This window comes from Carbonicoccus niuqiaonis (assembly GCF_050157065.1).
In the GTDB taxonomy this organism is placed as follows: domain Bacteria; phylum Actinomycetota; class Actinomycetes; order Propionibacteriales; family Propionibacteriaceae; genus Avipropionibacterium.
In genome coordinates this window covers 2,966,470-2,990,641 of sequence record NZ_CP189573.1, presented here as the reverse complement: position 1 = coordinate 2,990,641, position 24,172 = coordinate 2,966,470, and the positions used below count along the sequence as shown (strand labels likewise).

Below are 24,172 nucleotides of genomic sequence, written 5' to 3'. Positions count from 1 at the left end.
TATGATCGGCACGTCCAGATGTCAGAACGACGAGGAGAGGCGGGCATGGAGTTCAGCGCCGTCGCCAGACAACTTGATCACCAGGCCATCGAGCTGCCCTCGTGGGCCTTCGGGAACTCGGGAACGCGGTTCCGGGTGTTCGGCACGCCGGGGACGCCGCGGACACCATACGAGAAGGTCGCCGATGCCGCCCAGGTGCACCGGCACACCGGGCTGGCGCCGACGGTTGCGCTGCACATCCCGTGGGACACCGTCGACGACTATGCCGAGCTCGCCACGTACGCCCGGGACCAGGGGGTGGCGCTGGGCACGATCAACTCCAACACCTTCCAGGACGAGGCGTACAAGTTCGGCAGCCTGTGCAGCCATGATGCCGACGTACGCCGGCAGGCCATCGACCACCACCTGGCCTGCATCGAGGTGATGAACGCGACCGGGTCGCAGGACCTGAAGATCTGGCTCGCCGACGGCACCAACTACCCGGGACAGGGCGACATCCGGTCCCGACAGGACTGGCTGGCCGAGTCGCTGCGGACGATCTACGACCAGCTCGGCGACGACCAGCGGCTCGTCCTGGAGTACAAGTTCTTCGAGCCGGCGTTCTACCACACCGACGTCTGCGACTGGGGGACCGCGTACGCACACACCGCGGCCCTCGGCGAGCGTGCCGTGGTGTGCCTCGACACCGGCCACCACGCACCGGGCACCAACATCGAGTTCATCGTGGCCCAGCTGCTCCGGTTGGGCAAGCTCGGCTCGTTCGACTTCAACTCCCGCTTCTACGCCGACGACGACCTGATCGTCGGGGCGGCCGACCCGTTCCAGCTGTTCCGGATCATGCACGAGGTGATCAACGGTGGCGGGTACGGCCCGGAGTCGCCGGTGGCGTTCATGCTGGACCAGTGCCACAACATCGAGGACAAGATCCCCGGCCAGATCCGCTCGGTGCTCAACGTTCAGGAGGCGACCGCGAAGGCGCTGCTGGTCGACCGTACGGCCCTGGCCGCGGCCCAGCGGTCGAACGACGTGCTGGCCGCCAACGCCGTCCTGATGGACGCCTACGACACCGACGTCCGGGCCGACCTGGCCGGCTGGCGGGAGGCGAAGGGGCTGCCCGCGGATCCGATGCGGGCCTACCTCGAATCGGGTCACCAGCAACGGATCGCGACGGAACGCGTCGGCGGCCGAGCGGCCGGATGGGGGGCATGATCATGACACACGAGACCGTGACCGAACTGCTGGACCGGAGCAACCGGCTGGGTGCGGACCCGAAGAACACCAACTACGCCGGCGGAAACACCTCGGCCAAGGGCGTCGACACCGACCCTGTCACCGGTGACGACGTCGAGCTGATGTGGGTCAAGGGATCCGGCGGTGACCTGGGAACCCTGCAGGAGAAGGGATTGGCGGTGCTGCGCCTCGACCGGCTCCGCGCCCTGGTCGACGTGTACCCGGGGGTGGACCGCGAGGACGAGATGGTGGCGGCCTTCGACTTCTGCGCCCACGGCCGTGGTGGGGCGGCGCCGTCCATCGACACCGCGATGCACGGCCTGGTCGACGCCGACCACGTCGACCACCTCCACCCCGATGCCGGCATCGCGATCGCGACCGCGGTGGACGGCGAGAAGCTGACCGAGAAGATCTTCGGCGACACCGTGGTGTGGGTGCCGTGGCGACGGCCCGGATTCCAACTGGGCCTGGACATCGCCGCCATCAAGGCGGCCAATCCGAAGGCGATCGGCTGCATCCTCGGCGGCCACGGCATCACCGCCTGGGGGGAGACCTCCCAGCAGTGCGAGCGGAACTCGCTCACGATCATCCGCCGCTGTCAGGCCTACATCACCAAGCATGCGAAGCCGAACCCGTTCGGGGCACCGGTCAAGAAGTACGCCCCGCTGCCGGCGGCCGAGCGGCGGGATCGTGCGGCCTGGTTGGCGCCGCTGCTGCGGGGGCTCGCCTCGACCGACAAGCCGATGGTCGGGCACTTCCGCGACGACGACGTGGTGCTGGACTTCCTCGCCAGCCGCAACCACCGCAGGCTGGCCGAGCTCGGCACGAGCTGCCCCGACCACTTCCTGCGCACCAAGGTGAAGCCGATGGTGCTCAACCTGCCGGCGACGGCGAGTCCGGCGAAGGTGCGCGAACGCCTGGCGGAGCTGCACGCCGCGTACCGCGAGGACTACGCCGCCTACTACGAACGGCACGCCGACGACGACAGCCCGGCCATCCGGGGTGCGGACCCGCTGATCATCCTGGTGCCGGGGGTCGGCATGTTCTCCTACGGTGCGAACAAGCAGACCGCACGGGTGGCCGGTGAGTTCTACGTCAACGCGATCAACGTGATGCGCGGGGCCGCGGGGTTGAGCCGCTACCGGCCCATCCCGGAGTCGGAGAAGTTCCGGATCGAGTACTGGGCGCTCGAGGAGGCCAAGCTGCAACGGATGCCGGCACCCAAGCCGCTCGCCACCCGGGTCGCGTTCGTCACCGGTGCCGCCTCCGGGATCGGCCGGGCCACGGCCGAGCGACTCGCCGCCGAAGGTGCCTGTGTGGTCATCGCCGACCTGTCCGCCGAGCGGGCCCGGGCCGTCGCGGCCGAGATCGGGACGACCGACGTCGCGGTCGGGGTCGGCGTGGACGTCTCGGACGAGGACGCCGTACGGGCCGCGTTCGACGAGGCCGTCCTCGCGTTCGGTGGTGTCGACCTGGTGGTCAACAACGCCGGGCTGTCGTTGTCGAAGCCACTGCTGGACACCACGGTCGACGACTGGGAGCTGCAGCACGACGTGATGGCGAAGGGCTCGTTCCTGGTGTCACGGGAGGCCGCCCGGATCATGATCGACCAGGGCATGGGCGGCGACATCGTCTACGTCTCCAGCAAGAACTCGGTGTTCGCCGGGCCCAACAACGTCGCCTACTCCGCGACCAAGGCCGACCAGGCCCACCAGGTACGACTGCTGGCCGCCGAGCTGGGGGAGCACCAGATCAAGGTCAACGGGGTCAACCCCGACGGGGTGGTCCGAGGCTCCGGCATCTTCGCCGGCGGCTGGGGTGCGAAACGGGCCGCGGTGTACGGGGTGCCGGAGGAGGAGCTCGGCTCCTTCTACGCCCAGCGGACGTTGCTGAAGCGGGAGGTGCTGCCGGAGCACTGTGCGAACGCGGTGTTCGTGCTGTGCTCCTCGGACCTGAGCCACACCACGGGGCTGCACATCCCGGTCGACGCCGGGGTGGCCGCCGCCTTCTTGCGATGACCCGGCCGGAGCAGGTGCTCCCCGGGCCGGTGATGGCGGCCGTCGACATCGGCGCGAGCAGTGGGCGGGTGATGGCGGCCGGGCTGGTCGACGATCGCATCGACCTGGTGGAGGTGCACCGGTTCGACAACGGCCCGGTGGCCCGGGAGGGCCACCTGTACTGGGACATCGAGATGTTGATCACCGAGGTGATCACCGGGTTGCGGCGGGTCGTCGAGCGCTGGCCCGAGGTGATCAGCATCGGGGTCGACACGTGGGCGGTCGACTACGGCCTGCTCGATGCGTCGGGAGAGCTGATCGGCAGGCCGTACGCCTATCGGGACCCCCGGACCGAGGCGGTGATCGACACCGTCCACGCAGCGATCAGCCCGGAGCGGCTGTATGCGATCACCGGCCTGCAGCACCTCCCGTTCAACACCGTCTACCAACTCACCGCCGAACAGGCCGGGCCGCGCTGGCCGATCGCCGCCCGGCTGGCACTGCTCCCGGACCTGATCGTCCACCGCCTGACCGGTCGACTGGTGGCCGAGGTGACCAATGCGTCCACCACCGGACTGCTCGACGCCACCAGCAGACGCTGGTCGAACGAGGTGCTCGACGCCGTCGGTGTCCCGGGCGACCTGCTGCCCGAGTTGGCCGAGCCGGGCACAACCGTCGGCACCGTCCGGCCCGGCCTGGGGTTGCCGCCGATCCCGGTCGTGGCGGTCGGATCGCACGACACGGCCTCGGCCGTGGTCGGCGTGCCCGCCGCCGACGACCACTTCGGCTACGTGTCGTCGGGGACGTGGTCACTGGTCGGTGTCGAACTGCCCGGACCGGTGCTGACCGAGCAGAGCCGGGCCGCGAACTTCACCAACGAGGGTGGTGTCGACCGCACCGTCCGGCTGCTCCGCAATGTCGGTGGCCTGTGGCTGCTCGAGCAGTGTCGGGAGGCGTGGGGCGACCGGGCGCCGGCACTCGGTGACCTGTTGGCCGCGGCGGGGGAGTTGCCGGCCGGCGGCCCGCTGGTCGACGTCGACGCCACCGACCTGATCACTCCGGGGCGGATGCCGGAGCGGATCGCCGACGCCTGCCGCCGTACCGGGCAACCCGCCCCGGCCGGACCGGTCGCCATCACCCGGTGCATCCTCGACTCGTTGGCCGACGCGTACGCCCGCACCCTCGACCGGGCGGCGGAGCTGTCCGGCCGCCCGATCAGCTCGGTCCACGTCGTCGGCGGAGGTGCCCGGAACGAGCTGCTCTGCCGGCTGACCGCCCGAGCCACCGGCCGCGAGGTGCTGGCCGGGCCCGTCGAGGCCACCGCCTTCGGCAACGTGCTCGTCCAGGCCCGCACGGCCGGCCTGGCCCCGGACACCCTGCCGGCGCTCCGCCGACTGCTCGCCGACTCGGTCCAGCTGACCCGCCACCTGCCCTGAGCGGCACTCGCGGGAGGGATTCCACAAAGCGACCGGTCGGCGGGGCTCGGATGGCGCGCCCCCGCCTGCCCGGTCCACCCCCACGCCGGCCGACCGGTCGCTTTTCGGAATCCGCCGCCGCAGCCGTTCAGCGCAGCCGTCGCCGGCGGGTACACGTTGTTAGGGTGACGGCATGGACGCCGTCACCGTGATCGACACCGAGGCCCGCCGGTTCGCTGCGGTGCTCGCAGACACGCCACCGGCGGCGCGCTGCCCGACCTGCCCGGAGTGGAACGCGGACGACCTGCTGTGGCACCTGACCGAGGTCCACCTGTTCTGGGGGGCCATCCTGGCCACCGGTGCAACCACGGACGCTGCCGTCGAGCAGATCGAGGCGGCGAAGCCGGCTCGTCCGGCCGACACCGCCGGACTGCTCGAACTGCGCGCCTCGGCCACCGCCGCCCTGCTCGCGCAACTGTCCGCACTGCCCGACGACGAGCCCCGCTGGACCTGGTGGGACGCCGACCAGACGGTCGGCTTCACCCGCCGGATGCAGACCCACGAGGCCACCATGCACCGGGTCGACGCCGAGCTGACCGCCGGCCTGCCGATCAGCCCCATCGCCACCAACGTGGCCACGGCCGGTGTCAGCCACTGCATCGACGTGATGTGGGGTTGGCTGCCGGACTGGGCCACCCACACCCAGGCCGCCGTCGTGGCCCTCGAAGCGACCGACACCGACTGGCGCCGCCTGCTGGAGGTCGGTCGCTGGACCGGCACGGGACCCGAGTCCGGCAACTCCTTCGACGAGCCGATCGGTCGCCCCGCGGCGTCCGACGCCGAGCCGACGGCAACCGTTCGCGGCACCGCGCAGGACCTCGACCTGTGGGCGTGGACCCGCGGCGGAGAGGTCGAGCTCACCGGTGACGACACAGCACTCGCGGCCATGAACGCGCTCGTCGCCAACGGCCACGAGTGATCGCGTGACCCGTCACGCCGTCGAGATCCCCCTGCGTTGGGGGGACATGGACGCCCAGGCCCACGTCAACAACGTCGCTTGGGTCGACTACCTGCAGGAGGCCCGGGTCGACTTCCTGCTCCGCGGTCCGATCGCCGAACTGCTGGAGTCCGGGGTACTGGTGGTCTCCAATGACATCGAGTTCCTCGCCCCGATGGTGGCCGACGACACCCCGCTCCTGGTCGAGCTGTGGGTCGACCGGGTCGGTGGCGCCCGGTTCTCGTTGGCGTACGAGCTGAGCCACCATGATCAACTGGTCGGAAGGGCCCGAACCGTTGCGACCCCGTACGACCTGGCCAAGGGACGGCTGCGCAGGCTGACCGACGACGAACGGCAGGCGCTGTCGGCGGCGATCATCCCGACCGAACCGCTGCGGGAGCTTCCGACCGGGGAGCCGCAACGCGTGTACGAGGTCGGGCTGCAGGTGCGCTGGTCCGACCTCGACGCGTACGGTCACGTCAACAACGTCGAGTTCCACAACTACGCCCAAGAGGCCCGGGTCTCCTTGTTCAGCAGCAAACTGGCCACCGAGGACGGGATGTGGGTGGTGGTCCGGCAGCAGATACGACACCACCTGCCGATGGCGTTCCGGCTCGCCCCGTACGTCACCCGGCTCGGCGTCATCGCCCACGGTCGGACGTCGATCACCCTGCGCACCCAGTTCGCCGACCCCGACTCCGGTGAGGTGTACGCCACCGCGGGCACCGTGCTGGTACGCACCGATGCCCAGGGCCGCCCACTCGCCCTGCCGGCGGATTTCACCGGCTGAGCCGCCACCCTGCCGTCGTCCGTCAACCCAGCCAGACCATCGAGCGGCCGTGGCCGTGGGTCCGGGCAACCGCCCGTCCGTCGACGCCGAGCACGAACGGGTTCGGCTGGTCCGGGGCCGGTGGCGAGGTCGCCCCGATGTCGGGGAGCACCTGTCGACCCTCATTGCTGATCCAGTGGCACCGACCGTCGGTGACCAGTTCGGCCATCAGTCCGGCGAACCGGTCGCGGTCCGCCCGGGTCAGGTAGGCGATCACCGCACTGTGGAAGACGACCACCGGCCCGTACGACGACGCCTCGGCCACCAGATCGGCCACCCCGGTCAGCAGGTCACCGGTGCGCAGGTCCGGCGGATCCGTTGCTGCGATGGTGATCCCGGCGTCCAAGGCGGCCAACCGATCATGCTGTTCGGGCCAGACGAGCATTCGCAGCCAGGCCATCGCGTCGGGGTCGGTGACGTCGAGCGGATTGAGGTCGATGCCGCCACGCCACCCGATCCGGGGTGTGACGGTCGGCAGCGGCGCCGGTCCCGACACCTGGCACGACAACGCCGGTCCGAACCCGGCGGTGACGACGCCCGCCTCGGTGCCCCACGCGTACGACCACCGGTCGGGATAGAGGCACAGTCCGGCGCTGGGCCCGACCTCCAGCAGCGCGATCGGGTCCGAAAGCCCCAACCCGGCCAAGGCCGGGACGAGGGTGGCGAGTCGGCCGACCTCGTTGGTCTGGGTCCGCCGTTCCATGATCGTTTCGCGGATCGTCCCGTCGTCGGCCAGCAGCGCCGACCGCAATCCTTCGTACGGCCCGGGCGCCGGCACCCCGTGCCAACGGGCGGCGGCGAAGACCAGGTTGGGTTGCCGTTTCCCGTCCGGCAGGGTGTCCAGCCATGCCAGGACCTGCTCGTCCGCGACCACCCCGGCCGACCAGTCCGCGAAGCACGGTGAGTCCGCCGCATCGACCCGGAACGCCTCGTACAGCTGGCGGGTGTTGCCGTAGACCTCCATGGCGGCATGGTCCCAGAGTCGACGGAGCCGGCGCCATCGTCCGACCCGGCCAGCCTCGACAACCCTGAGGGAATGCGCTTACCCTGTTGGGGTCCCACACACGGTCGGCCAGTGGCGGAGCGGCTCAGCCGTTGCAGCACGCTGCCCGACCGAACCTTCGAGGAGGAAGTCCATGACCATTTCGCGACGTACGTTGTTGGCGGGCAGCTCCGGGCTGGCAGCCGCAGCGGTGGCCGCCGGCACCGTCACCCCGACCGCCAGCCGACAGGCAGCCGCGGCACCGGGAGGCCCGTCCGAGCACTGGCAGTCGGTGATGCTCCGGATCGACCGGCGCGGCCGCCTGGTGTACCCGCGACGGGACGGCTTCCGCCTCCCGGACTTCGGGTACGCCGGCTACCACCACGGGGAGCGGCCGCTGCCGGACGTTCCGGTACGGCACACGATCGACCCGGTGCCCGGCGACAACACCGCCCACATCCAGGCCGCCGTCGACCACATGGGCACACTGCCGCTCGATGCCGACGGCTTCCGCGGTGCGCTGCTGCTGACCGCGGGCACGTACGAGATCGCCGGGACCGTGCGGCAGCCCCACAGTGGTGTCGTGCTCCGGGGTGTCGGCGACGGTGAGGACCCGACGACCAACACCGTGCTGCGCCCGGTCGGGGAGCCGGGGGACTCGCGCACGGCGGTGATCATCGGCGGCGGTGGCACGTGGACCGAGACCGGACCGCGTACCGATGTGGTCAGCGACCTGGTGCGGGTGGGCGACTCGTCACTGGCCGTGGCCGACGCAGGTGGCCTGCAGGTCGGCCAGTCGATCCTGATCACCCATCCGTGTACCCAGGCCTGGCTGGACGCCGTTGACGGTGGCGGCACCGCCGACGACGACCCGTGGGAGGTGGGCGACGTGCCGATCGTGTACGGCCGCCGGATCACCGCGATCGACGGGAACCGGATCACCGTCGACGTCCCCGTCTTCAACGACCTCGACCGTCGGCTGTCGCAGAGCTACGTGACCGGCCGGGGTGCCGACGGCCTGGCCACCGAGGTCGGCGTGGAGCAGCTGCGGATCGACATCGCGTACGAGGGTGACCCCGACACCAACGTCGCCCAGGCCCGGAGTGCCCTCGAGCTCCTGCTCGTGGAGGATGCCTGGGTGCAGGGGTGCACGGTGGCCCACTTCCACCTGAGCGGCATCTCGGTCGGCGACGCCACCCGGGTGACGGTCCGAGGCTGCCACTCCCTGCGACCGGTGTCGGCGTTGGAGGGCAGCAGCCGCTACAACTTCAACGCGGGCCGCCGGGCCCAGCAGGTGCTGTTCACCGACTGCCATGCCACCCACTCGCGGCACGCGTTCGTGTCCAACGGCATCAGCCTGGTGTCGGGGATCGTGTTCCACCGGACCACCGCCACCGCCAGCAACACCGCGAGCGAGGGGCACCGGTGGTGGAGCCAGGGCCTGCTGTTCGACAACCACCGCGAGATCGACCCGGTCGCCGGCCGGACGGTGTCGCTGTACAACCGGGGCGACTACGGCACCGGGCACGGCTGGTCCGCGGCCCACTCGGTGGCCTGGAACACCGACACCGCGGGCACCGAGTTGACCATCCAACGACCGCCGACCGCGCAGAACTATGCGATCGGCTGCCACGGCGACGTGACCGGTGACGGCCCGTTCACCCAGCCCGCCGGACACATCGAGGGCACCGGTCGACCCGGACTGCAGCCGGAATCGCTGTACGAGGCCCAACTGGCCGACCGGCTGCGTCGGTAGCCCGGCCCGGCCCCGCTGACGCAACCACGGCGATTTCTGGGTCAGGTCCCGCTGACGCGGCCTTGGCCCAGAAATCGCCGCGTTTCGGTACGAGGTCAGGAGTCACGCGAGCCCGCGCGGAATGGGGCCGATCAGTGGGCGAGCGGGAAGCCGTCGGACCCGGCCGGGGTCTCGGTGTTGACCATGAAGTGGGCGGCCCGTTCCAGGTAGGTCCACATCTGCTCGTCCAACTCGGGGGACAGCGCCAACTCGTCCATCGCCACCCGCATGTGGTGCAGCCACCGGTCGCGGGCCTCGATCGTGACCGGGAACGGTGCGTGCCGCATCCGCAGCCGCGGGTGGCCGCGCTGTTCGCCGTACGTGGACGGGCCACCCCAGTACTGCTCGAAGAACATCCGGAGCCGGTCCTCGGCCGGACCGAGGTCCTCCTCGGGGTACATCGGACGCAGCAGCGGATCGGCCGCGACACCTTCGTAGAAGCGTCGGGTCAGCTTCACGAAGGCGTCGTGGCCGCCGAACTGTTCGTACGGGGTCCGGTCGGTCTGGTCGGTGGCGTCGGAGGTGGTCATCGCACCCCATTGTCCACGCCCACCGAAGTTCTGCCAGACCTGGCTCACATGCGGGAAGTCAGCTTTGACAGGATGGCAGGACCACCCCCAACCGAGGAGTCATCGTGGCCACCACACGTACCGCCAACACGCACTGGACCGGATCGCTGATGGAAGGGGAGGGCACCGTCGAGCTGGCCTCGTCGGGCATCGGCACCTTCCCCGTGACCTGGGCATCCCGGGCCGAGACCCCGCAGGACAGGACGAGCCCCGAGGAACTGATCGCCGGCGCCCACGCCACCTGCTACTCGATGGCGCTGTCCCACGCCCTGGCCGGAGCCGGCACCCCGCCGACCTCGGTCGACACCTCGGCCGACGTCACCTTCCAGCCGGGCGAGGGGATCACCGAGATCAAGCTGACCGTCCGTGCGGTCATCCCCGGCGTCACCGCCGAACAGTTCGCCGAGTTCGCCCAGAACGCCAAGGAGAACTGTCCGGTCTCGCAGGCACTCGCCGCCGTGAAGAACATCAGCCTGGACGCGGAGCTGGTCGAGGGCTGACGCGCCCCGGCGACTCAGATCTGGTCGGTGTCGGGGTTGTCCTCGATGACGTGGACGGCAGCCTCCTCGGCACTGGCCGCCCCACCGTCGATGCCGACGTCGGTGCCGAAGAGTTCGGACTCGACGTCGTCCCCGCCCACGGTGTCGGGTGCCACGAGTCGACCGGATCGGCGATCACCGACCTCCCGGTCACCGATGGCGCCGTCTCGCGATGACAGCTCTGTGGCGCTGTCGCGCAGGGATTGATCAGCTGTCTCGTCGGTCGTGTCCGGCTCCTCCTGCTCGAGGTAGGTGCTGATCGACTCGCCCCCACCGTCGATGCCGTCGACGTCGTCGTCGGCCCGCAGCTCGACCGATGACCACCGGTCGGGCGGGATGATGCCCTCGTCCAGGGTGTCGTCGACCCCACGATCGATCAACGTGTCCTCGGGCTGGAGTTGGTCCAACTGCTCGGACGGCTCGGGAATGTCAGCGTCGAACTGGTTGTCACTCATCCCTGCACAGTAACGCGATCGGCGCCCGGGAGGCCGCCCGGTCGGCAGCGGTGGGGAACCGATAGCCTTCCGGCGGCGTCACAACGCTTGGCTGAATGACCCTCACCCATGAACCTAGGAGAACTGATGCGCAAGATTCTCGTCACCGTCGCGGTTGCGATGGTTGCCCTGGTGTCCCTGACCGGTTGTTTCGGACCCCCCACGGTCTCCCAGGCCGACGTCGAGGAGCAGATCTCCACCCAGTTGGAGAAGCAGGTCGGCACCAAGCCCGACCAGGTGACCTGCCCCGGTGACCTGACCGGCGAGGTCGGGACCACGATGACCTGCACGCTCACCCATGAGGGCCAGAGCCTCGACGTGAACGTCGAGGTCACCGAGGTGGAGGGCTCCACCGTTCGGTTCAACATCAAGGTCGCCGAGGCCTGATCGACCAGCGACGGTCGTCCTCGTCGCTGAAGACTCACGGCACCGCATCCCGTCCGGGGTGCGGTGCCGTCGTCGTTGCCGGTCGGACTCGTGCCCGGCAGCCGGACTCAGTCCGCGGCGTGACCGTACGTCTTCGTGCCGCGCCACCACGTGGCGACGACGGGGTCGGGCAGTTCACGACCGTGGTACGGGTTGTTGCGCGACAACGAGGCGGAGTCGGCGCGATCGACCGTACGGCGTCGCCGTGGGTCGACCAGCACCACGTTGGCCGGGGCACCGACGGCCAGACCTTCACCCTGGCCGGAGATCCGGCCGATCCGTGCCGGTGTGGTCGACATCGCCTCGACCAGTCGGGGCCAGGTGATCAACTCGGTGTCGATCATGGTCGCGATGACGACCCCGAGGGCGGTCTCCAGTCCGAGCATGCCGAAGGCGGCCTCGGCGAAGGCGTGCTCTTTGTCGTGCCGGGCGTGCGGGGCGTGGTCGGTGGCGACGATGTCGATCGTGCCGTCGGCCAGCGCGGCGCGGAGGGCGGTGACGTCCTCGGCGGGCCGCAGCGGCGGGTTCACCTTGTAGGTCGGGTCGTACGCGGCGAGCTCGTCGGTCGTCAGCAGCAGGTGGTGCGGGGTGACCTCGGCGGTGACGTCGATGCCCTGGCCCTTCGCCCACCGCAACACCTCGACCGTTTCGGCGGTCGAGACGTGGCACACGTGCAGCCGCGACCGGGTGTGCCGGGCGAGTTGGACGTCACGGGCGACGATGGTCGACTCCGCCACCGACGGCCAGCCACCCAGGCCCAACCGGCCCGACAGCTCACCCTCGTGGCAACACGCCCCGGCACCGGCCAGGGTCGGATCCTGCGCATGTTGGGCGATCACCCCGTCGAACGCGCGGACGTACTCGAGGGCCCGACGCATCAACAGCGCATCGTGCACACACGTGCCGTCGTCGGAGAACACCTTCACCCCGGCCGCGGACCGGTGCATCAGCCCGAGCTCGGCCAACTCCTCACCGGCCAACCCCTTGGTCACCGCGCCGATCGGCACGACCTGCGCGCTGCCGTCCCGGTGTCCCAACCCCAGCACGTGTTCGGCGGCCTCGGCGGTGTCGGTCACCGGGTTGGTGTTGGCCATCGCGAACACACAGGTGAAGCCGCCCCGGGCTGCGGCGCGGGTGCCCGTCCCGATCGTCTCGGCGTCCTCCCGGCCGGGCTGCCGCAAGTGGGTGTGCAGGTCGACCAGCCCCGGCAGGGCCAGCAGGCCCTCGCCGTCGATCCGCTCGGCGTCGTCGCCGGCCTGCGCGGGATCGGCCAGCACCCCGTCGGCCAGGAGGAGGTCGGCGACGCTGCCGTCGGCGAGCGTCGCGTGGGTGATCAACGTGTTCATCGCGGGGCTCCGGCTCCGTTCGTGGTGGGCGTTCCCGCCCGGTCGGCTCGTGCGGCGGTGCCGGTGTCGTCGGTCCCGCCGAGCAGGTTGTACAGCACGCTCATCCGCACCGCGACCCCGGCCGCCACCTGGTCGAGCACGAGCGAGGCGGCCCCGTCGGCGGCGTCGGCGGAGATCTCCAGCCCGCGGTTCATCGGACCGGGGTGGCAGATCGCGGCACCGGCGGCCAACCGGGCCAGTCGATCACGGGTGAGGCCGTACCCGACGGTGTACTCCCGCGGGGTGGGGAAGTAGCCACCGCTCATCCGCTCGCGCTGCACCCGCAGCATCATCACGATGTCGGCCTGCGGCAGCACCTCGTCGAAGTCGGTGCTGACGGTGACCGGCCAACTGGACACGCCGCTGGGCAGCAAAGTCGGTGGCGCCACCAGCACCACCTCGGCACCCAACCGGGACAGCAGCAACACATTGCTGCGTACCACCCGGGAGTGGGTCAGGTCACCGACGATCACGACCGTACGGCCCGCGAAGTCGTTGTCCGGTTGGGATCCGGGCGTTCCGACCGACCCGTCGGTCGCAACCGGGGCATCCGACTGCCCGCGGAAGTGGCGGCGCATCGTGAACGCGTCCAACAGGGCCTGGGTGGGGTGTTCGTGGGTGCCGTCGCCGGCGTTGATCACGTGGGCGTCGATCCAGCCGGTCGCCTGCAGCGGGGCACCGGAGGCGTGGTGGCGGATCACCAGTGCGTCGACCCCCATCGCCGCGACGGTCTGCACCGTGTCACGCAGCGACTCACCCTTCGACACCGAGGAACCCTTGGCCGAGATGTTGATCACGTCGGCCGACAACCACTTGCCGGCCAGCTCGAACGAACTGCGGGTGCGGGTCGAGTCCTCGAAGAACAGGTTGACCACGGTACGGCCACGCAGCGCGGGCAGCTTCTTCACCGGGCGACCCTGCACCTGGGCCATCTCCTCGGCCAGGTCGAGCACGGCGGTGACCTCGGTCGGGTCGAGGTCTGCGGCGGACAGCAGGTGGCGGGTCACCGGTGGGCTCCTCGGGCGTCGGCTGGGTTCGGGGCGGGAGGCAGGATACGCACCTCGGTGATCTGGTCGGTCTCGGCCAGCCGGACCCGGACCTGCTCGGTGGCTGCGGTCGGCAGGTTCTTGCCGACGTGGTCGGCCCGGATCGGCAGCTGTCGGTGGCCACGGTCGACCAGCACGGCCAGCCGTACGGCCCGGGGTCGGCCGAGGTCGCCGAGTGCGTCGAGGGCGGCGCGGATCGTCCGGCCGGAGAACAGCACGTCGTCGACCAGCACGACCGTCGCGTCGTCCACGTCGACCGGGAGGACGGTACGCCCGACCGGGCGGGTCGGCTGGCTGCGCAGGTCGTCGCGGTACATCGTGATGTCGAGGGTGCCGACCGGTACTGGACGTCCCTCGACCCGGCTGATCACCTCACCCAGTCGGTGGGCCAGCGGCACCCCACGGGTCGGGATGCCGAGCAGCAGCAGCGACTCGGCGCGGTGGTCGGCCTCCAGGATCTCGTGGGCCATCCGGGTCAGCGCACGTCCCACATCGGCGTCGTCGAGGACCACCCGCCCCGACGTCGGGGACGGGTCGGCGGACTCGGTCCCGGGCTCCGGATCGTTCACCGGTGACTCCTTCTCGCTGACTCGGTGCTGTCTGGACTACCGTATGGCACATGTCGTACGTGTTGCCGCACCAGATCGTGGCCCTGCTGCCGTTGGAGACCCTGCCGCACTGGCCCGAGGTGGTCGAGCCGAGCTGGCTCGAGATGATCGGCCTCATCATCGGGCTGCCGCTGCTGATCGCGATCGTCCTGGTGCTGCTGGTGCACAGCGGGGCGCTGGCCCGGCTCGCCCGCGGCGGTGCCGGCAAGCACGGTGCGTACTGGATCAACCCGGGTGACCCGCTGCCCGCAGCGGTCGACAGCTCCGAGGAGCAGCAGCCGTACACGATCGGTGAGCGCGAGTCGCTGATCCGCGCGGTACGGCAGGCCGAGCGGGAGTCCGGGCTGGAGTTCTCGCTGTTCCTGGGCCCGGTGCCCGAGGGCACCGACTCGGCCGACTACGCGCTGGAGCTGCTGCACTCGCTGCCCGACCCCGACCGGTCGGTGTTGATCATGTCCGACCCGGAGAACGACATCCTCGAGTTCGCCGGCGGCGAGGAGGCCGTCCGCCACCTCGGTGAGGACGACATGGTGCAGGCCGGGGTCGCGGCGTACGCGGCCGACGAGCAGGGTGACCCGGTGACCGGCCTGATCGACGCGGTGGGCCTGCTCGGCCGGCACGCCCGTCAGCCCGAATTGCTGCACGCCTCCGCCGAGAGCGCCGCCGCCCTCGATCACTGAGGCGTCCCACTCAGCCGTCGGGTCACGGCCGTCGAGGCCATGGCAGCGGTTCAGCCGACCCGGGACGTCCAGGGGTCGGTGTTGAGGTCGGAGACGACCGTCGGCACGGATCCGAGACCGTCAGCCATGCGCTGCTGCAGCACCGGCAGCCACGTCCACTCGGCGGCCCAGTGGGCCACGTCCAGCAGCGCCGGCGACTCGGGCCAGCACAGCGCTTCGGACGCGGGATGGTGCCGCAGGTCCGAGGTCAGGTAGAGGTCGGCGCCCGACCGTCGGGCCTCGTCGAACAGGTCGTCCCCGGCACCGGCCTGCACGGCGACGGTCGTCACGGCACGGTCCGGATCCCCGGCCACCCGTACCCCGACGGCGGTCCGGGGGAGCCGGTCGGCCACCAGTGCGGCGAAGTCGCCGACCGTGGTCGGCTCGACCGTGCCGACCCGACCGAGGCCGGATGCCGGGTCGTCACCGCTCGGCACCAACGGCCGCGGCTCACGCAACCCCAGCCGGTCGGCGAGGGCGGCCACCGTCCCGTACGGGCCGATGTCGGCGTTGGTGTGGGCGCAGTACAGGCCGATCCGCCACTGCACCAGGTCGGTGACCATCCGACCCTTCGGATGCCGTGGGTCGATCCCGTGCACCCCACGCAGCAGCAGTGGATGGTGGGCCACGATCGCGCTGGCGCCGAGCTCGCGGGCCTGCGCCACCACGGCAGGGGTGACGTCGACGGTCAGAAGTACCGAGCCGAGGCTGCGGTCTGGCTCACCGCAGACGACCCCGACGCGGTCCCAGGCCGCCGCCGACGCCGGCGGGTACTGCTCGTCCAGCCATCCGGTCAGCTCGCCGAAGGCGGTCACGCCGCCGTCACCGCCCGGCCCGGACCCGGTGGCAGCGCAGTGCCCGGACGGCGTCGTCGCGCCGCTCACCGACCAGTCTGCGGACCTGGTCCGACAGCCCGTCGGTCCGCAGCCACTGCTCGACCCGGTCGACCAGCTCCTCGCTCGCCACCAGGTCGGGGAACGCCAACGTCAAGAACCCGTTCTGCAGCGGCAGGCCACGGTCGGCCCACACCCCGCTGTGCTCGCTGATGGCGGCCGCGGTGCGCAGGTACGGCTCGACGTACTGGCTGAGCAGGTCCTCCTGACCAGCCCGGACGAACTGGCGACACACCTTGCGGTGCGTCTCGTTCGGTACGTCCGGGGCCTCCACCATCAGGTGCCAGGCGGCGGCCTTGGCGGCCCGGGTCGGCCGAGCGGCGCGGGCCGCAGCGGCAGCCTCCTGACCGGTGATCGTGTTGTCCCGTTCCAGTTCGGCGTCGATGTCGGCCTCCGAGGCGGCGCCGAGTCGAGCCAGCTCGGTGATCAACAACCACCGCAGGTCGGTGTCGATCACCAACCCCTCGGGCACCTCCTCGCCGTCCAACCAGCCGCGCAGTAGCGAACCGCCCGCGTCCCCGGTGACCGCCGTGGCGAGTGCCTTCGCGAACGCGAGCTGGTGGTCCGAGCCGGGATCGGCGTCCCGCAACTGCCGTGCGATCCCCTGCTCCAGTGCCACGCGTGCAGCCGTCCGTGCCTCACCCGGCGCGGTGTACAACTCGGCCGCGGTGGCCGACTGCTTCAGCAGGGCGCCGACGGCGGTCAGGTCGGACTCCACCCCGATCCCGCCCAGCACCATGGTGACGTAGTCGGCGGCCGCCATCTCGGCGTCACGGCACATGTCCCAGGCCGCACCCCAGAGCACGGCGCGGGCCAGCGGTGAGTCGATCTGGGCGATGTGTTCGACGACGGTCGCCAACGACGCCGGGTCCAACCTGATCTTGGTGTAGGCGAGGTCGTCGTCATTCAGCAGCACCAGGTCACCGACCTCGACGCCGACCAGTTCGGGGACCTCGGTCCTCGGTCCGGTGACGTCGCACTCGACCCGCTTCACCCGCGTCAGCACGTCGTCGCGCAAGGCGTACACCCCGATCGACATCCGGTGCGACCGCAGCGTCGGCCAGTCCTGCGGCGCCGTCTGCACCACGGTGAACCGGGAGTACGTCTCGGTCCCCTCGCCGGGCTCGGGGGTCGTTTCGAAGTCGGCCCGCATCGTGTTGACGCCGGCCACCTCCAGCCACTGCGCCGACCAGTCCGACAGGTCGCGGCCCGAGGCCTCCTCCAGCTTCGTCAGCAGGTCCGACAGTTGGGTGTTGCCGTATTGGTGGGCGGCGAAGTACGCGGCCACGCCGGCCAGGAACTCGGTCCGTCCGACGTAGGCGACCAGTTGCCGCAGCACCGAGGCGCCCTTGGCGTACGTGATCCCGTCGAAGTTCAGCTCGACGGCGTCGAGGTCGACCATGTCGGCGGCGATCGGGTGGGTCGACGGCAGCTGGTCCTGCCGGTACGCCCAGGTCTTGCGGCTGTTGCAGAACTCGGCCCACGCGGTCGACGCGTCCTCGTCGTTCTCCGACTGGGCGAAGTGGGAGGCCCACTCGGCGAACGACTCGTTGAGCCACAGGTCGTCCCACCAGGTCATGGTCACCAGGTCGCCGAACCACATGTGGGCCAGCTCGTGCAGGATCGTGTTGTCGCGGCCACGGAGGGCGGCGGCGGTGACCCGGGAGCGGAACACGTACTCGTCGCGGAAGGTGACGCAGCCAGCGTTCTCCATCGCGCCGATGTTGTACTCCGGGACGAACGACTGGTCGTAGGAGCCGAAGGCGTACGGCATGTCGAAGTGCTTCTCGAACACGTCGAAGCCGGCCTTGGTGGTGGCCAGGATGCGGTCGGCGTCGAGGTGTTCGGCCAGCGACTGCCGGCACAGCACCGACATCGGTACGGTGCCGCTGCGGCCTGCGTACGAGTCGGTCACCTGGTGGTACTCACCGGCCACGATCGCGGTGATGTAGGTCGACATCGGCTTGGTCGCGGCGAAGTCCCACCGGGCGAACCCGTCCGAGGTGGGCTGCGGCTCCACGCGGTCGGAGTTCGACACCACGGTCCAGCCCGCGGGGGCGGTGACGCTGATCTCGAAGGTCGCCTTCAGGTCGGGCTGTTCGAAGCAGGCGTACACCCGGCGGGCGTCGGGCACCTCGAACTGGGTGTACAGGTAGACCCGGTCGTCGGCCGGGTCGACGAAGCGGTGCAGGCCGGTGCCCTCGCGGGAGTAGCGACAGATCGCGGTCACGGTCAGCTCGTGGCTGCCGGGGGCGACCGGCAGCGTGAACCGGTGGCCCTCGAAGTCGTCGACGGCCAACGGCCTCCCGTCCAGGGTCGCCGACACGATCTCGTCGGCGATCAGGTCGACGTGGGTCGTCCCTTCCTCATTGCCGGTGTAGCGGATCGTCGAGGTCGAGACGAAGGTCTTCGTCGGCTCGGCCAGCGGCGTGTCGGACGGGGTGCGGCCGGACAGGTCGACGTGGACGCGGTAGCTGTCGGTGGACAGCAACGCGGCACGCTGCCGGGCCTCGCTGCGCAGGATGTTGGCATCGGACATGGGCAAATACTTTCATGCCACGGGGCTTGGTTACGCTGACGCCATGGCAGCCACGGAAGATCGCAAGCAGCAGGTGGTCGGTGCAGCACAAGACATCGCCGCGGGTCTGAAGACCCAGGCGGCGGGTGTGGGGGAGAAGGTCAAGGAGGCCGCCGCCCGCCTCGGGGTCGGTGACACCGAGCGCACCCAGGTGCACTTCTGGTTCGATCCGGGGTGTCCGTGGGCGTGGATGACGTCGCGCTGGATGCTCGAGGTGGAGCAGGTCCGTCCCGTCGACACGATCTTCCACGTGATGAGCCTGTCGGTGCTCAACGAGGGGCGTGATCTCGAGCCCGGCTACCGCGCGTCGATGGACCGCGGCTGGGCCCACGTCCGGGTGTGCCTGGGGGTGGAGGCCGAGCACGGTCAACAGAAGCTGCGCGAGTTCTACACCGCCCTGGGGACCCGCTACCACCTCAACAAGGAGGAGCGGTCGCGGGCCACCCTCGAGGCGGCACTGACCGACATCGGGTTGCCGATCACGCTGGCTGATCTTGGTGACACCGATGCGAACGACGACGCCCTGCGGTCGTCGCACCACGCGGGGATGGACCCGGTCGGCGACGACGTCGGGACGCCGGTGATCCACATCGAGGGAGTCGCCTTCTTCGGTCCCGTGATGTCGCCGGCACCCAAGGGAGAACAGGCCGGGGTGGTGTTCGACGGCGCCCGGGCGCTGGCGAGCTACCCGGGCTTCTTCGAGCTGAAGCGGTCCCGTACGGTCGGGCCGATCTTCGACTGACGATTGCTTTTGTGAAGGTGATCATGGTCGGTCCGTCGGCGCAGCTGTTGATCATGGGCGTCGGCTGATGGTGTCGGCGGGACGGTTCCGGATCCGGCAGGCCACGCCGGCCGACGCCGATGCTGCGGTGGTCACGCTCGACCGCATCTGGCAGCAGGCCTACCCGGGGCTGTTGCCCGAGGCGGTGCTCGCCGCCCATGCCGTACGGTCGCGGCTCGACGAGCAGGCCGAGTTGTGGCGTGACCTGATGGCCGCCGGCGAGTACTTCTGGCTGGTCGTCGACGGGGAGTCCGACGACGAGATCGTCGGGGTCGCGAACGCGTGCATCGCTCGTGACCTCGACGCGCCGGTCGCGTTGGAGCTCGCGTCGATCCACCTGTTGGGCGTCGCCCACGGCACCGGGATCGCCGATCGGTTGCTGCAGGTCGCGGTCGGTGACGCCCCGGCGTACCTGTGGGTGCTGGACGGCAACGAGCGGGCGATCGCGTTCTACCGCCGGCACGGCTTCGAGCTCGACGGTGGCCGGAAGACCCGTGACGACCTCGGCGTCGCCGAGGTCAGGATGGTCCGGACCCAGTCGCCGGCCTGACCCCAACGCGCCACGAGCCTGTCGAGAGGCGTCGCCGGGCGGCTGTGGGGGCGGGGTGCTCGTAAAGAAGGGCGCCACAGCGACACAGCTGGACGTATGTGTCGGCTGTGTCGCTGAAACGCCCTTCTCCGCCCAGCCATCAGGGAATCGCCGGGCGCCCTCGACGGGCTCGACCGGCATCTCGGGTCAGCGGGGCGTCCGGGGCTCAGCGGGAGGTGTCCCCGCCGAGGATCCGTCGCAGCTTCGGCTCGATCGCGTCGGCGTACCAGGTGAACCCGAGGTCGGTGGGGTGGAGGCCGTCGACGGTGCCTGCCGCCATGTCGAGGTGTCCCAGGTCGAGGAAGTGCACGTGCTCGTCGCCGGCGGCACGGTGTCGCTCCACGATCTCCAGCTGGATGTCGCGGCGCTCCAGTCGGGACCGGACCTGCTCGGCGTCGTAGGCCTCGCGGGCACAGCGCGCCTTGGTGATCACCAGGATCGGGACCTCGGGCCGGGCCTCCCGCAGGATCGGGATGAAGTCGGTGAGCGTGGTCCGGACCTTCTCGGTCTCGAGCACGTTGGTCTCGTAGTCGAGGACGTGGCAGGCCACGTCGTCGAGCTGGCCGAGCAGCCGGGCGACCTCCGGGTCGCCCTTCCCGTCGCCGGGGAACCCGAGGTTGATCACTTCCTGGTCGAGCCGACGACCGAGGATGCTCGGGTAGGTCATCCCGGGCCGAGTCGCGCAGCCGCCGGTGGTGATCGAGGTGCCGTAGAAGACGACCCGACCCGGTACGGCGAAGGGTCGCGGTGCGGCGACCTGCGACTCCGGGGCGAGGCCCACCTCCACCTCGGTGACGCCCAGGTAGAGCGGCAGGTTGAGGGTGATCATCCGCAACCCGTGTGCGGGTGCGGGGATGGCGGGCAGCAACACACGCTCGTACTCGGCGGCGTCCACCGCGGGCCGGGCGACCGCCCAGAACCGTGGCTCGGTCCAGCTGCCGTCGGCGTTCTGCTCGCTGACGTACGCGTCCACGCCGGCCTGCCCGGTGGGTGCCATCTGGTTCATCGTCGGCGCCCCGGTCAGCGACATCCGTACCGCGAGCACGGTGGAGTCGGTGGTGAACCGGAGCTGCCCGCCGGCGGTGGCGTCGGCCTTGCGGTCCACCTCGGGCCGCAGCGGCCAGGGCGACCGCTGGGGCAACCGGCGGTACACACCCTCCTCGGCGAACCAGCCGAACCCGGCCACCTCGAACGGAGCCTGCCGTGGCGACAGCCACGCCACGTCACGGTCCGAGCCGGTCGCCGGTGCGGTGGTCACCGCCAGCTCCGCGGCGCGGAACGTGGCCACGGTGCCCGGTGCGGTGGTGTCCGGTGCGGTGGTGTCCGGCGAGGTCGTGGTCGGGGACGGGCTGGTCGAGGTCACGGAGTGGCGCTCCTTCGGGCAAGACGGTGGTCACGGCAAACCTGCGCAACCCCGATCATCGCAGCAGCGTTAGAGTGCTCGTCATGCGCGTACACATCGGCGGCGACCATGCGGCCTGGGAACTGAAGCAGGCGCTCGTGGCGGCCCTGCAGTCCGACGGCCACGACGTGGTCGACCACGGGCCCGCGGCGTACGACGCCCAGGACGACTACCCGGTGTTCTGCATCCCGGCCGCCGAGGCGGTCGTGGCCGACCCGGGCTCGCTGGGTGTGGTGCTCGGCGGTTCCGGCAACGGCGAGCAGATCGCGGCCAACAAGGTGAAGGGGGTGCGCGCCGCGCTGGCCTACGACGCCGACACCGCCCGGCTGGCCCGCGAGCACAACAACGCCAACGTCGTCGCCGTCGGGGCCCGCAAGCACACCGAGGCCGAGGCGATCGAGCTGGTGCGCAGCTTCTTGGCCACCGAGTACTCCGGTGAGGAACGGCACACCCGCCGGATCGACCTGTTGGCCACGTACGAGACCACCGGCTCGCTGCCCGGCTGATCGATGCCAGAAGGCCATCACCTCCACCGGCTCGCCCTCGACCTCAACCGACACTTCACCGGCCACGACCTGCAGGTGAGCAGTCCGCAGGGACGCTTCTCCGCATCGGCGGCGGTGGTCGACGGCCGACGGTTCACCGGCGCGAAGGCGGTCGGCAAGCACCTGTTCGTCGGCTTCGAAGGTGAGCAGTGGATCCACATCCACCTCGGCCTGATCGGCGGCCTCGGGTTCGGCCCGCCCGGCCCACCGGTCGGCGTGGTCCGGCTACGGCTGGCAACCGACGAGGTGGCCGCCGACCTGCGCGGACCACAACTGTGCGCGTTGATCACCGACACCGAGTTGGCCGCGGTGATCGCGCGACTGGGGCCCGACCCGCTCGACCCGGACGCCGACCCGAGTCGTGCCTGGCGTCGGATCCACGCCTCCCGACGCACCGTCGCCGGGCTGTTGATGGACCAGCAGGTGATCTCGGGTGTCGGCAACGTCTACCGGGCCGAGGTGCTGTTCCGACAGCGGGTGCACCCACTACGGGAGGGCCGGGTGATCAAGCAGCGGACCTGGCAGGCGGTGTGGGACGACCTGGCCGCGCTGATGCCGATCGGCGTGGTCGACGACCGGATCGACACCGTACGGCCCGAGCACACGCCCGAGGCGATGGGACGACCGCCGCGGGTCGATGACCACGGCGGCGAGGTGTACGTCTACCGCCGCCACGGCCAACCCTGCCTGGTGTGCGGCTCGCAGGTGCGCAAGGCGTCCCTGGAAGCCCGGAACCTCTACTGGTGTGGCAATTGCCAGCGTCGCTCATGACGGTGTCGACGGTCCGGAGGGGGAGCTGATCATGGAATCGATCCGATGGGGCGACGCCGAGCTGGTCGACGCCGCCGGCGCCGCGATCCTGGTGCGCGCCGGTGGTCCCGTCGTCGGCTGGGGGATCGGCCCGGTCATGATCAACTCCACGGAGCGGTTCGTCGACATGGGGGCACCGGAGTGGGAGGTCGACGAGGTCGCCCACACCGCAACCGTCGGCCCGCTGCGGATCTCGGTACGGCACAGCCTCGACCGGACCTGGGCCATCCGGGTCGCGGTCGCCAACACGAGCGCCGACGAGGTGTACGTCGACCAGCTGCCGTTGTTGATCACCGTCGGCGACCGCTGGGCCGGCTGGGCGGTCCGCGCCGGAGCCGAGGCGTCGGTCACCGTGCTGCCGAAGAGTGAGGGGGACCCGACGTACGGATTCTCCTTGCTGCAGGGCGAACTGCGCGGTGACGGCCCGTTCGCCGAGGCCGGCGGGTTCACCCTGCAGCCGGGTGCCCAACACGTGATCAGGTTGCGAGGCGAGTCGTACGACTCACCCCGCGAGCTCGGCCACGGCCGACACGAGGTGCTGCCCGAGTGGGCCTGGTTCGAGGCGGGCGAGGTGTGTCGACTGCACCACCCCGACCTCGGCGTCGTCGGGCTGGACGACAGCAGTGACGAGACCGGCACCACCGAACTGGAGGGGGAGCCGGGGCAACGGTTCGACCTCCCGCTCGCCGGTCCCCGGGGCCTGGTCGACGTCTCGGTCCGGTTCGCCCCGACGCTCACCGACCTGGTCGACCGCCAGCTGGCGCTGGCCGAGCGGACCTGGCCGACCGTCCGGCAGGGGATCATGATCAACTCCGCGGCTGCCGGACTGGTGGTGCAACGCTTCCTCGGTGGCGACAGCACCGGCGGGCTGTCCCGCGGCGACTGGGACGACGCCCTGGACGGGCTGTGTGCCCGGGTCGACGAGGCATCCTCGGCGTTCGCGGTCGCCCTGCTCGCCCGCCGGGCCATCACCACCGGCGAGGTCGAGCTGGCCGAACGTGCCTCCGCCGGCCTGGCCGCCCTCGCCACTGGGCCCGCGGGCGGCGACGACCGCCCGGCACGCGGTGCCACCCTGGTGCTGCCGGAGGTGCTGGCCGCCCGCCAGCTCACCGGCCTCGATCCGACCCGCCACCTCGGTCGACCGGCGACGTTCCCGGCCACGGCAGGCGGCGGCCTGGAGCGTGTGCTGACCACCGCGGAGGGCAGGGCCGACGCCGTACGACTGCTCGGTGCCAGCTGGGGTGCCGGACTGCGCGGTGACGCGCTCGCCGCGGCGGGACTGCCCGACGACGCGTACACCCTGGCCGTGGCGCGGATGCTGGCCGAGCTGGACCCGCCGCATCCCGCGGGGTGGGCCTGCAGCTACGGCGAACTGCTGGCCCGCCACGACCGCCGGATCCGGTACGAGGTCAGCGCGGCTCTGGAGGCGCTGAGCATCGGCGCGGCGCTGGGTGGCAGCACCGATCGGGACGCCGCAGCCGCCGCCGACCAGGTGGCCGAAGCCCTCGCGTGGCTCGTGCTCGCCCCGACCACCTGACCGGCG

The 24,172-nt window shown here is 70.7% G+C and carries 23 protein-coding genes; 14 read left to right on the top strand and 9 right to left on the bottom strand.

Annotated features, from left to right (window positions below):
* Window positions 1–45 precede the first annotated feature (45 nt).
* The 5 genes from rhaI to ACQBAU_RS13660 all read left to right on the top strand — a co-directional run bounded on the left by rhaI (window position 46) and on the right by ACQBAU_RS13660 (window position 6,429).
* Window positions 46–1,209: an L-rhamnose isomerase gene (rhaI, locus tag ACQBAU_RS13680; protein ID WP_465256936.1), complete on the top strand. Its 1,164-nt coding sequence runs from the start codon at window positions 46–48 to the stop codon at window positions 1,207–1,209.
* Window positions 1,206–3,248, top strand: coding sequence for a bifunctional aldolase/short-chain dehydrogenase (locus ACQBAU_RS13675; protein ID WP_465256937.1), 2,043 nt, complete (start codon window positions 1,206–1,208; stop codon window positions 3,246–3,248). Before rhaI ends, ACQBAU_RS13675 begins: the two co-directional genes overlap by 4 nt.
* The gene (locus ACQBAU_RS13670) at window positions 3,245–4,663 is read left to right on the top strand and encodes a rhamnulokinase (protein WP_465256938.1); all 1,419 of its coding nucleotides are present in this window, start codon (window positions 3,245–3,247) and stop codon (window positions 4,661–4,663) included. Before ACQBAU_RS13675 ends, ACQBAU_RS13670 begins: the two co-directional genes overlap by 4 nt.
* Before the next feature lie 172 nt (window positions 4,664–4,835).
* Entirely contained in the window at window positions 4,836–5,621 is a 786-nt protein-coding gene (locus tag ACQBAU_RS13665; RefSeq protein WP_465256939.1) for a maleylpyruvate isomerase N-terminal domain-containing protein, read from the top strand.
* A gap of 4 nt (window positions 5,622–5,625) precedes the next feature.
* On the top strand, window positions 5,626–6,429 hold the full coding sequence (locus ACQBAU_RS13660; protein WP_465256940.1) for an acyl-CoA thioesterase: 804 nt from the start codon (window positions 5,626–5,628) through the stop codon (window positions 6,427–6,429).
* Between the two features lie 22 nt (window positions 6,430–6,451).
* Here ACQBAU_RS13660 and ACQBAU_RS13655 read toward each other — a convergent pair whose 3' ends face one another.
* Complete coding sequence (locus tag ACQBAU_RS13655; RefSeq protein WP_465256941.1) at window positions 6,452–7,432, bottom strand: DUF2332 domain-containing protein; 981 nt, start codon at window positions 7,430–7,432, stop codon at window positions 6,452–6,454.
* Between the two features lie 172 nt (window positions 7,433–7,604).
* On the opposite strand from ACQBAU_RS13655, the gene ACQBAU_RS13650 reads away from it, so the two are divergent.
* A complete protein-coding gene (locus ACQBAU_RS13650; RefSeq protein ID WP_434551363.1) occupies window positions 7,605–9,206 on the top strand; it encodes a hypothetical protein in 1,602 nt (533 codons plus the stop codon).
* A 131-nt stretch (window positions 9,207–9,337) separates the two neighbouring features.
* Here the strand turns inward: ACQBAU_RS13650 and ACQBAU_RS13645 are convergent, their stop codons facing one another.
* Window positions 9,338–9,775, bottom strand: a complete 438-nt coding sequence (locus ACQBAU_RS13645) for a globin (RefSeq protein ID WP_465256942.1) — start codon at window positions 9,773–9,775, stop codon at window positions 9,338–9,340.
* Between the two features lie 104 nt (window positions 9,776–9,879).
* Between ACQBAU_RS13645 and ACQBAU_RS13640 the strand changes: the two genes are divergently transcribed.
* Window positions 9,880–10,314, top strand: coding sequence for an OsmC family peroxiredoxin (locus tag ACQBAU_RS13640; RefSeq protein ID WP_434551361.1), 435 nt, complete (start codon window positions 9,880–9,882; stop codon window positions 10,312–10,314).
* A 14-nt stretch (window positions 10,315–10,328) separates the two neighbouring features.
* On the opposite strand, the gene ACQBAU_RS13635 is transcribed toward ACQBAU_RS13640, so the two are convergent.
* The gene (locus tag ACQBAU_RS13635; protein WP_465256943.1) at window positions 10,329–10,808 is read right to left on the bottom strand and encodes a DUF5709 domain-containing protein; all 480 of its coding nucleotides are present in this window, start codon (window positions 10,806–10,808) and stop codon (window positions 10,329–10,331) included.
* Between the two features lie 126 nt (window positions 10,809–10,934).
* Here ACQBAU_RS13635 and ACQBAU_RS13630 point away from each other — a divergent pair, with 126 nt between their 5' ends.
* Complete coding sequence (locus tag ACQBAU_RS13630; RefSeq protein ID WP_434551359.1) at window positions 10,935–11,234, top strand: DUF4333 domain-containing protein; 300 nt, start codon at window positions 10,935–10,937, stop codon at window positions 11,232–11,234.
* A 107-nt stretch (window positions 11,235–11,341) separates the two neighbouring features.
* On the opposite strand, the gene ACQBAU_RS13625 is transcribed toward ACQBAU_RS13630, so the two are convergent.
* From ACQBAU_RS13625 to pyrR, 3 genes are read right to left on the bottom strand one after another with little or no spacing between them, the layout of a single operon-like run.
* Window positions 11,342–12,619 carry a dihydroorotase gene (locus tag ACQBAU_RS13625; RefSeq protein ID WP_465256944.1) on the bottom strand — a complete coding sequence of 426 codons (1,278 nt, stop codon included), beginning with the start codon at window positions 12,617–12,619 and terminating at the stop codon, window positions 11,342–11,344.
* Entirely contained in the window at window positions 12,616–13,665 is a 1,050-nt protein-coding gene (locus ACQBAU_RS13620) for an aspartate carbamoyltransferase catalytic subunit (RefSeq protein WP_465256945.1), read from the bottom strand. Before ACQBAU_RS13620 ends, ACQBAU_RS13625 begins: the two co-directional genes overlap by 4 nt.
* Window positions 13,662–14,273, bottom strand: a complete 612-nt coding sequence (gene pyrR, locus ACQBAU_RS13615; RefSeq protein ID WP_465256946.1) for a bifunctional pyr operon transcriptional regulator/uracil phosphoribosyltransferase PyrR — start codon at window positions 14,271–14,273, stop codon at window positions 13,662–13,664. The genes ACQBAU_RS13620 and pyrR overlap by 4 nt, the downstream gene beginning before the upstream one ends.
* 50 nt (window positions 14,274–14,323) lie before the next feature.
* Between pyrR and ACQBAU_RS13610 the strand changes: the two genes are divergently transcribed.
* Window positions 14,324–14,992, top strand: coding sequence for a DUF5130 family protein (locus tag ACQBAU_RS13610; RefSeq protein WP_465256947.1), 669 nt, complete (start codon window positions 14,324–14,326; stop codon window positions 14,990–14,992).
* A gap of 50 nt (window positions 14,993–15,042) precedes the next feature.
* Here the strand turns inward: ACQBAU_RS13610 and ACQBAU_RS13605 are convergent, their stop codons facing one another.
* Together ACQBAU_RS13605 and pepN are read right to left on the bottom strand one after the other, a co-directional pair.
* Complete coding sequence (locus ACQBAU_RS13605; protein ID WP_465256948.1) at window positions 15,043–15,846, bottom strand: Nif3-like dinuclear metal center hexameric protein; 804 nt, start codon at window positions 15,844–15,846, stop codon at window positions 15,043–15,045.
* Between the two features lie 7 nt (window positions 15,847–15,853).
* Entirely contained in the window at window positions 15,854–18,463 is a 2,610-nt protein-coding gene (gene pepN, locus ACQBAU_RS13600) for an aminopeptidase N (protein ID WP_465256949.1), read from the bottom strand.
* Between the two features lie 229 nt (window positions 18,464–18,692).
* Between pepN and ACQBAU_RS13595 the strand changes: the two genes are divergently transcribed.
* Window positions 18,693–19,244: a mycothiol-dependent nitroreductase Rv2466c family protein gene (locus ACQBAU_RS13595; RefSeq protein ID WP_465259510.1), complete on the top strand. Its 552-nt coding sequence runs from the start codon at window positions 18,693–18,695 to the stop codon at window positions 19,242–19,244.
* Between the two features lie 67 nt (window positions 19,245–19,311).
* Window positions 19,312–19,833: a GNAT family N-acetyltransferase gene (locus ACQBAU_RS13590; RefSeq protein WP_434551351.1), complete on the top strand. Its 522-nt coding sequence runs from the start codon at window positions 19,312–19,314 to the stop codon at window positions 19,831–19,833.
* A 205-nt stretch (window positions 19,834–20,038) separates the two neighbouring features.
* Here ACQBAU_RS13590 and ACQBAU_RS13585 read toward each other — a convergent pair whose 3' ends face one another.
* The gene (locus tag ACQBAU_RS13585) at window positions 20,039–21,235 is read right to left on the bottom strand and encodes an SGNH/GDSL hydrolase family protein (RefSeq protein ID WP_465256950.1); all 1,197 of its coding nucleotides are present in this window, start codon (window positions 21,233–21,235) and stop codon (window positions 20,039–20,041) included.
* 83 nt (window positions 21,236–21,318) lie between these two features.
* Between ACQBAU_RS13585 and ACQBAU_RS13580 the strand changes: the two genes are divergently transcribed.
* The 3 genes from ACQBAU_RS13580 to ACQBAU_RS13570 are packed head-to-tail and all read left to right on the top strand — an operon-like array spanning window position 21,319 to window position 24,166.
* Window positions 21,319–21,780 carry a ribose-5-phosphate isomerase gene (locus ACQBAU_RS13580; RefSeq protein ID WP_434551348.1) on the top strand — a complete coding sequence of 154 codons (462 nt, stop codon included), beginning with the start codon at window positions 21,319–21,321 and terminating at the stop codon, window positions 21,778–21,780.
* Window positions 21,781–21,783: 3 nt separating this feature from the next.
* Window positions 21,784–22,590 carry a DNA-formamidopyrimidine glycosylase family protein gene (locus ACQBAU_RS13575; RefSeq protein WP_465256951.1) on the top strand — a complete coding sequence of 269 codons (807 nt, stop codon included), beginning with the start codon at window positions 21,784–21,786 and terminating at the stop codon, window positions 22,588–22,590.
* A gap of 31 nt (window positions 22,591–22,621) precedes the next feature.
* Window positions 22,622–24,166: a hypothetical protein gene (locus tag ACQBAU_RS13570; protein ID WP_434551346.1), complete on the top strand. Its 1,545-nt coding sequence runs from the start codon at window positions 22,622–22,624 to the stop codon at window positions 24,164–24,166.
* The last annotated feature ends 6 nt before the right edge of the window (window positions 24,167–24,172 follow it).

Bases quoted from the DNA above. Each gene is read 5' to 3' on its own strand.
- rhaI (WP_465256936.1), top strand. From the start codon at position 46: ATGGAGTTCAGCGCCGTCGCCAGACAACTTGATCACCAGGCCATCGAG.
- ACQBAU_RS13675 (WP_465256937.1), top strand. From the start codon at position 1,206: ATGATCATGACACACGAGACCGTGACCGAACTGCTGGACCGGAGCAAC.
- ACQBAU_RS13670 (WP_465256938.1), top strand. From the start codon at position 3,245: ATGACCCGGCCGGAGCAGGTGCTCCCCGGGCCGGTGATGGCGGCCGTC.
- ACQBAU_RS13665 (WP_465256939.1), top strand. From the start codon at position 4,836: ATGGACGCCGTCACCGTGATCGACACCGAGGCCCGCCGGTTCGCTGCG.
- ACQBAU_RS13655 (WP_465256941.1), bottom strand. From the start codon at position 7,432: ATGGAGGTCTACGGCAACACCCGCCAGCTGTACGAGGCGTTCCGGGTC.
- ACQBAU_RS13650 (WP_434551363.1), top strand. From the start codon at position 7,605: ATGACCATTTCGCGACGTACGTTGTTGGCGGGCAGCTCCGGGCTGGCA.
- ACQBAU_RS13645 (WP_465256942.1), bottom strand. From the start codon at position 9,775: ATGACCACCTCCGACGCCACCGACCAGACCGACCGGACCCCGTACGAA.
- ACQBAU_RS13635 (WP_465256943.1), bottom strand. From the start codon at position 10,808: ATGAGTGACAACCAGTTCGACGCTGACATTCCCGAGCCGTCCGAGCAG.
- ACQBAU_RS13630 (WP_434551359.1), top strand. From the start codon at position 10,935: ATGCGCAAGATTCTCGTCACCGTCGCGGTTGCGATGGTTGCCCTGGTG.
- ACQBAU_RS13625 (WP_465256944.1), bottom strand. From the start codon at position 12,619: ATGAACACGTTGATCACCCACGCGACGCTCGCCGACGGCAGCGTCGCC.
- ACQBAU_RS13610 (WP_465256947.1), top strand. From the start codon at position 14,324: ATGTCGTACGTGTTGCCGCACCAGATCGTGGCCCTGCTGCCGTTGGAG.
- pepN (WP_465256949.1), bottom strand. From the start codon at position 18,463: ATGTCCGATGCCAACATCCTGCGCAGCGAGGCCCGGCAGCGTGCCGCG.
- ACQBAU_RS13595 (WP_465259510.1), top strand. From the start codon at position 18,693: ATGACGTCGCGCTGGATGCTCGAGGTGGAGCAGGTCCGTCCCGTCGAC.
- ACQBAU_RS13590 (WP_434551351.1), top strand. From the start codon at position 19,312: ATGGTGTCGGCGGGACGGTTCCGGATCCGGCAGGCCACGCCGGCCGAC.
- ACQBAU_RS13580 (WP_434551348.1), top strand. From the start codon at position 21,319: ATGCGCGTACACATCGGCGGCGACCATGCGGCCTGGGAACTGAAGCAG.
- ACQBAU_RS13575 (WP_465256951.1), top strand. From the start codon at position 21,784: ATGCCAGAAGGCCATCACCTCCACCGGCTCGCCCTCGACCTCAACCGA.
- ACQBAU_RS13570 (WP_434551346.1), top strand. From the start codon at position 22,622: ATGGAATCGATCCGATGGGGCGACGCCGAGCTGGTCGACGCCGCCGGC.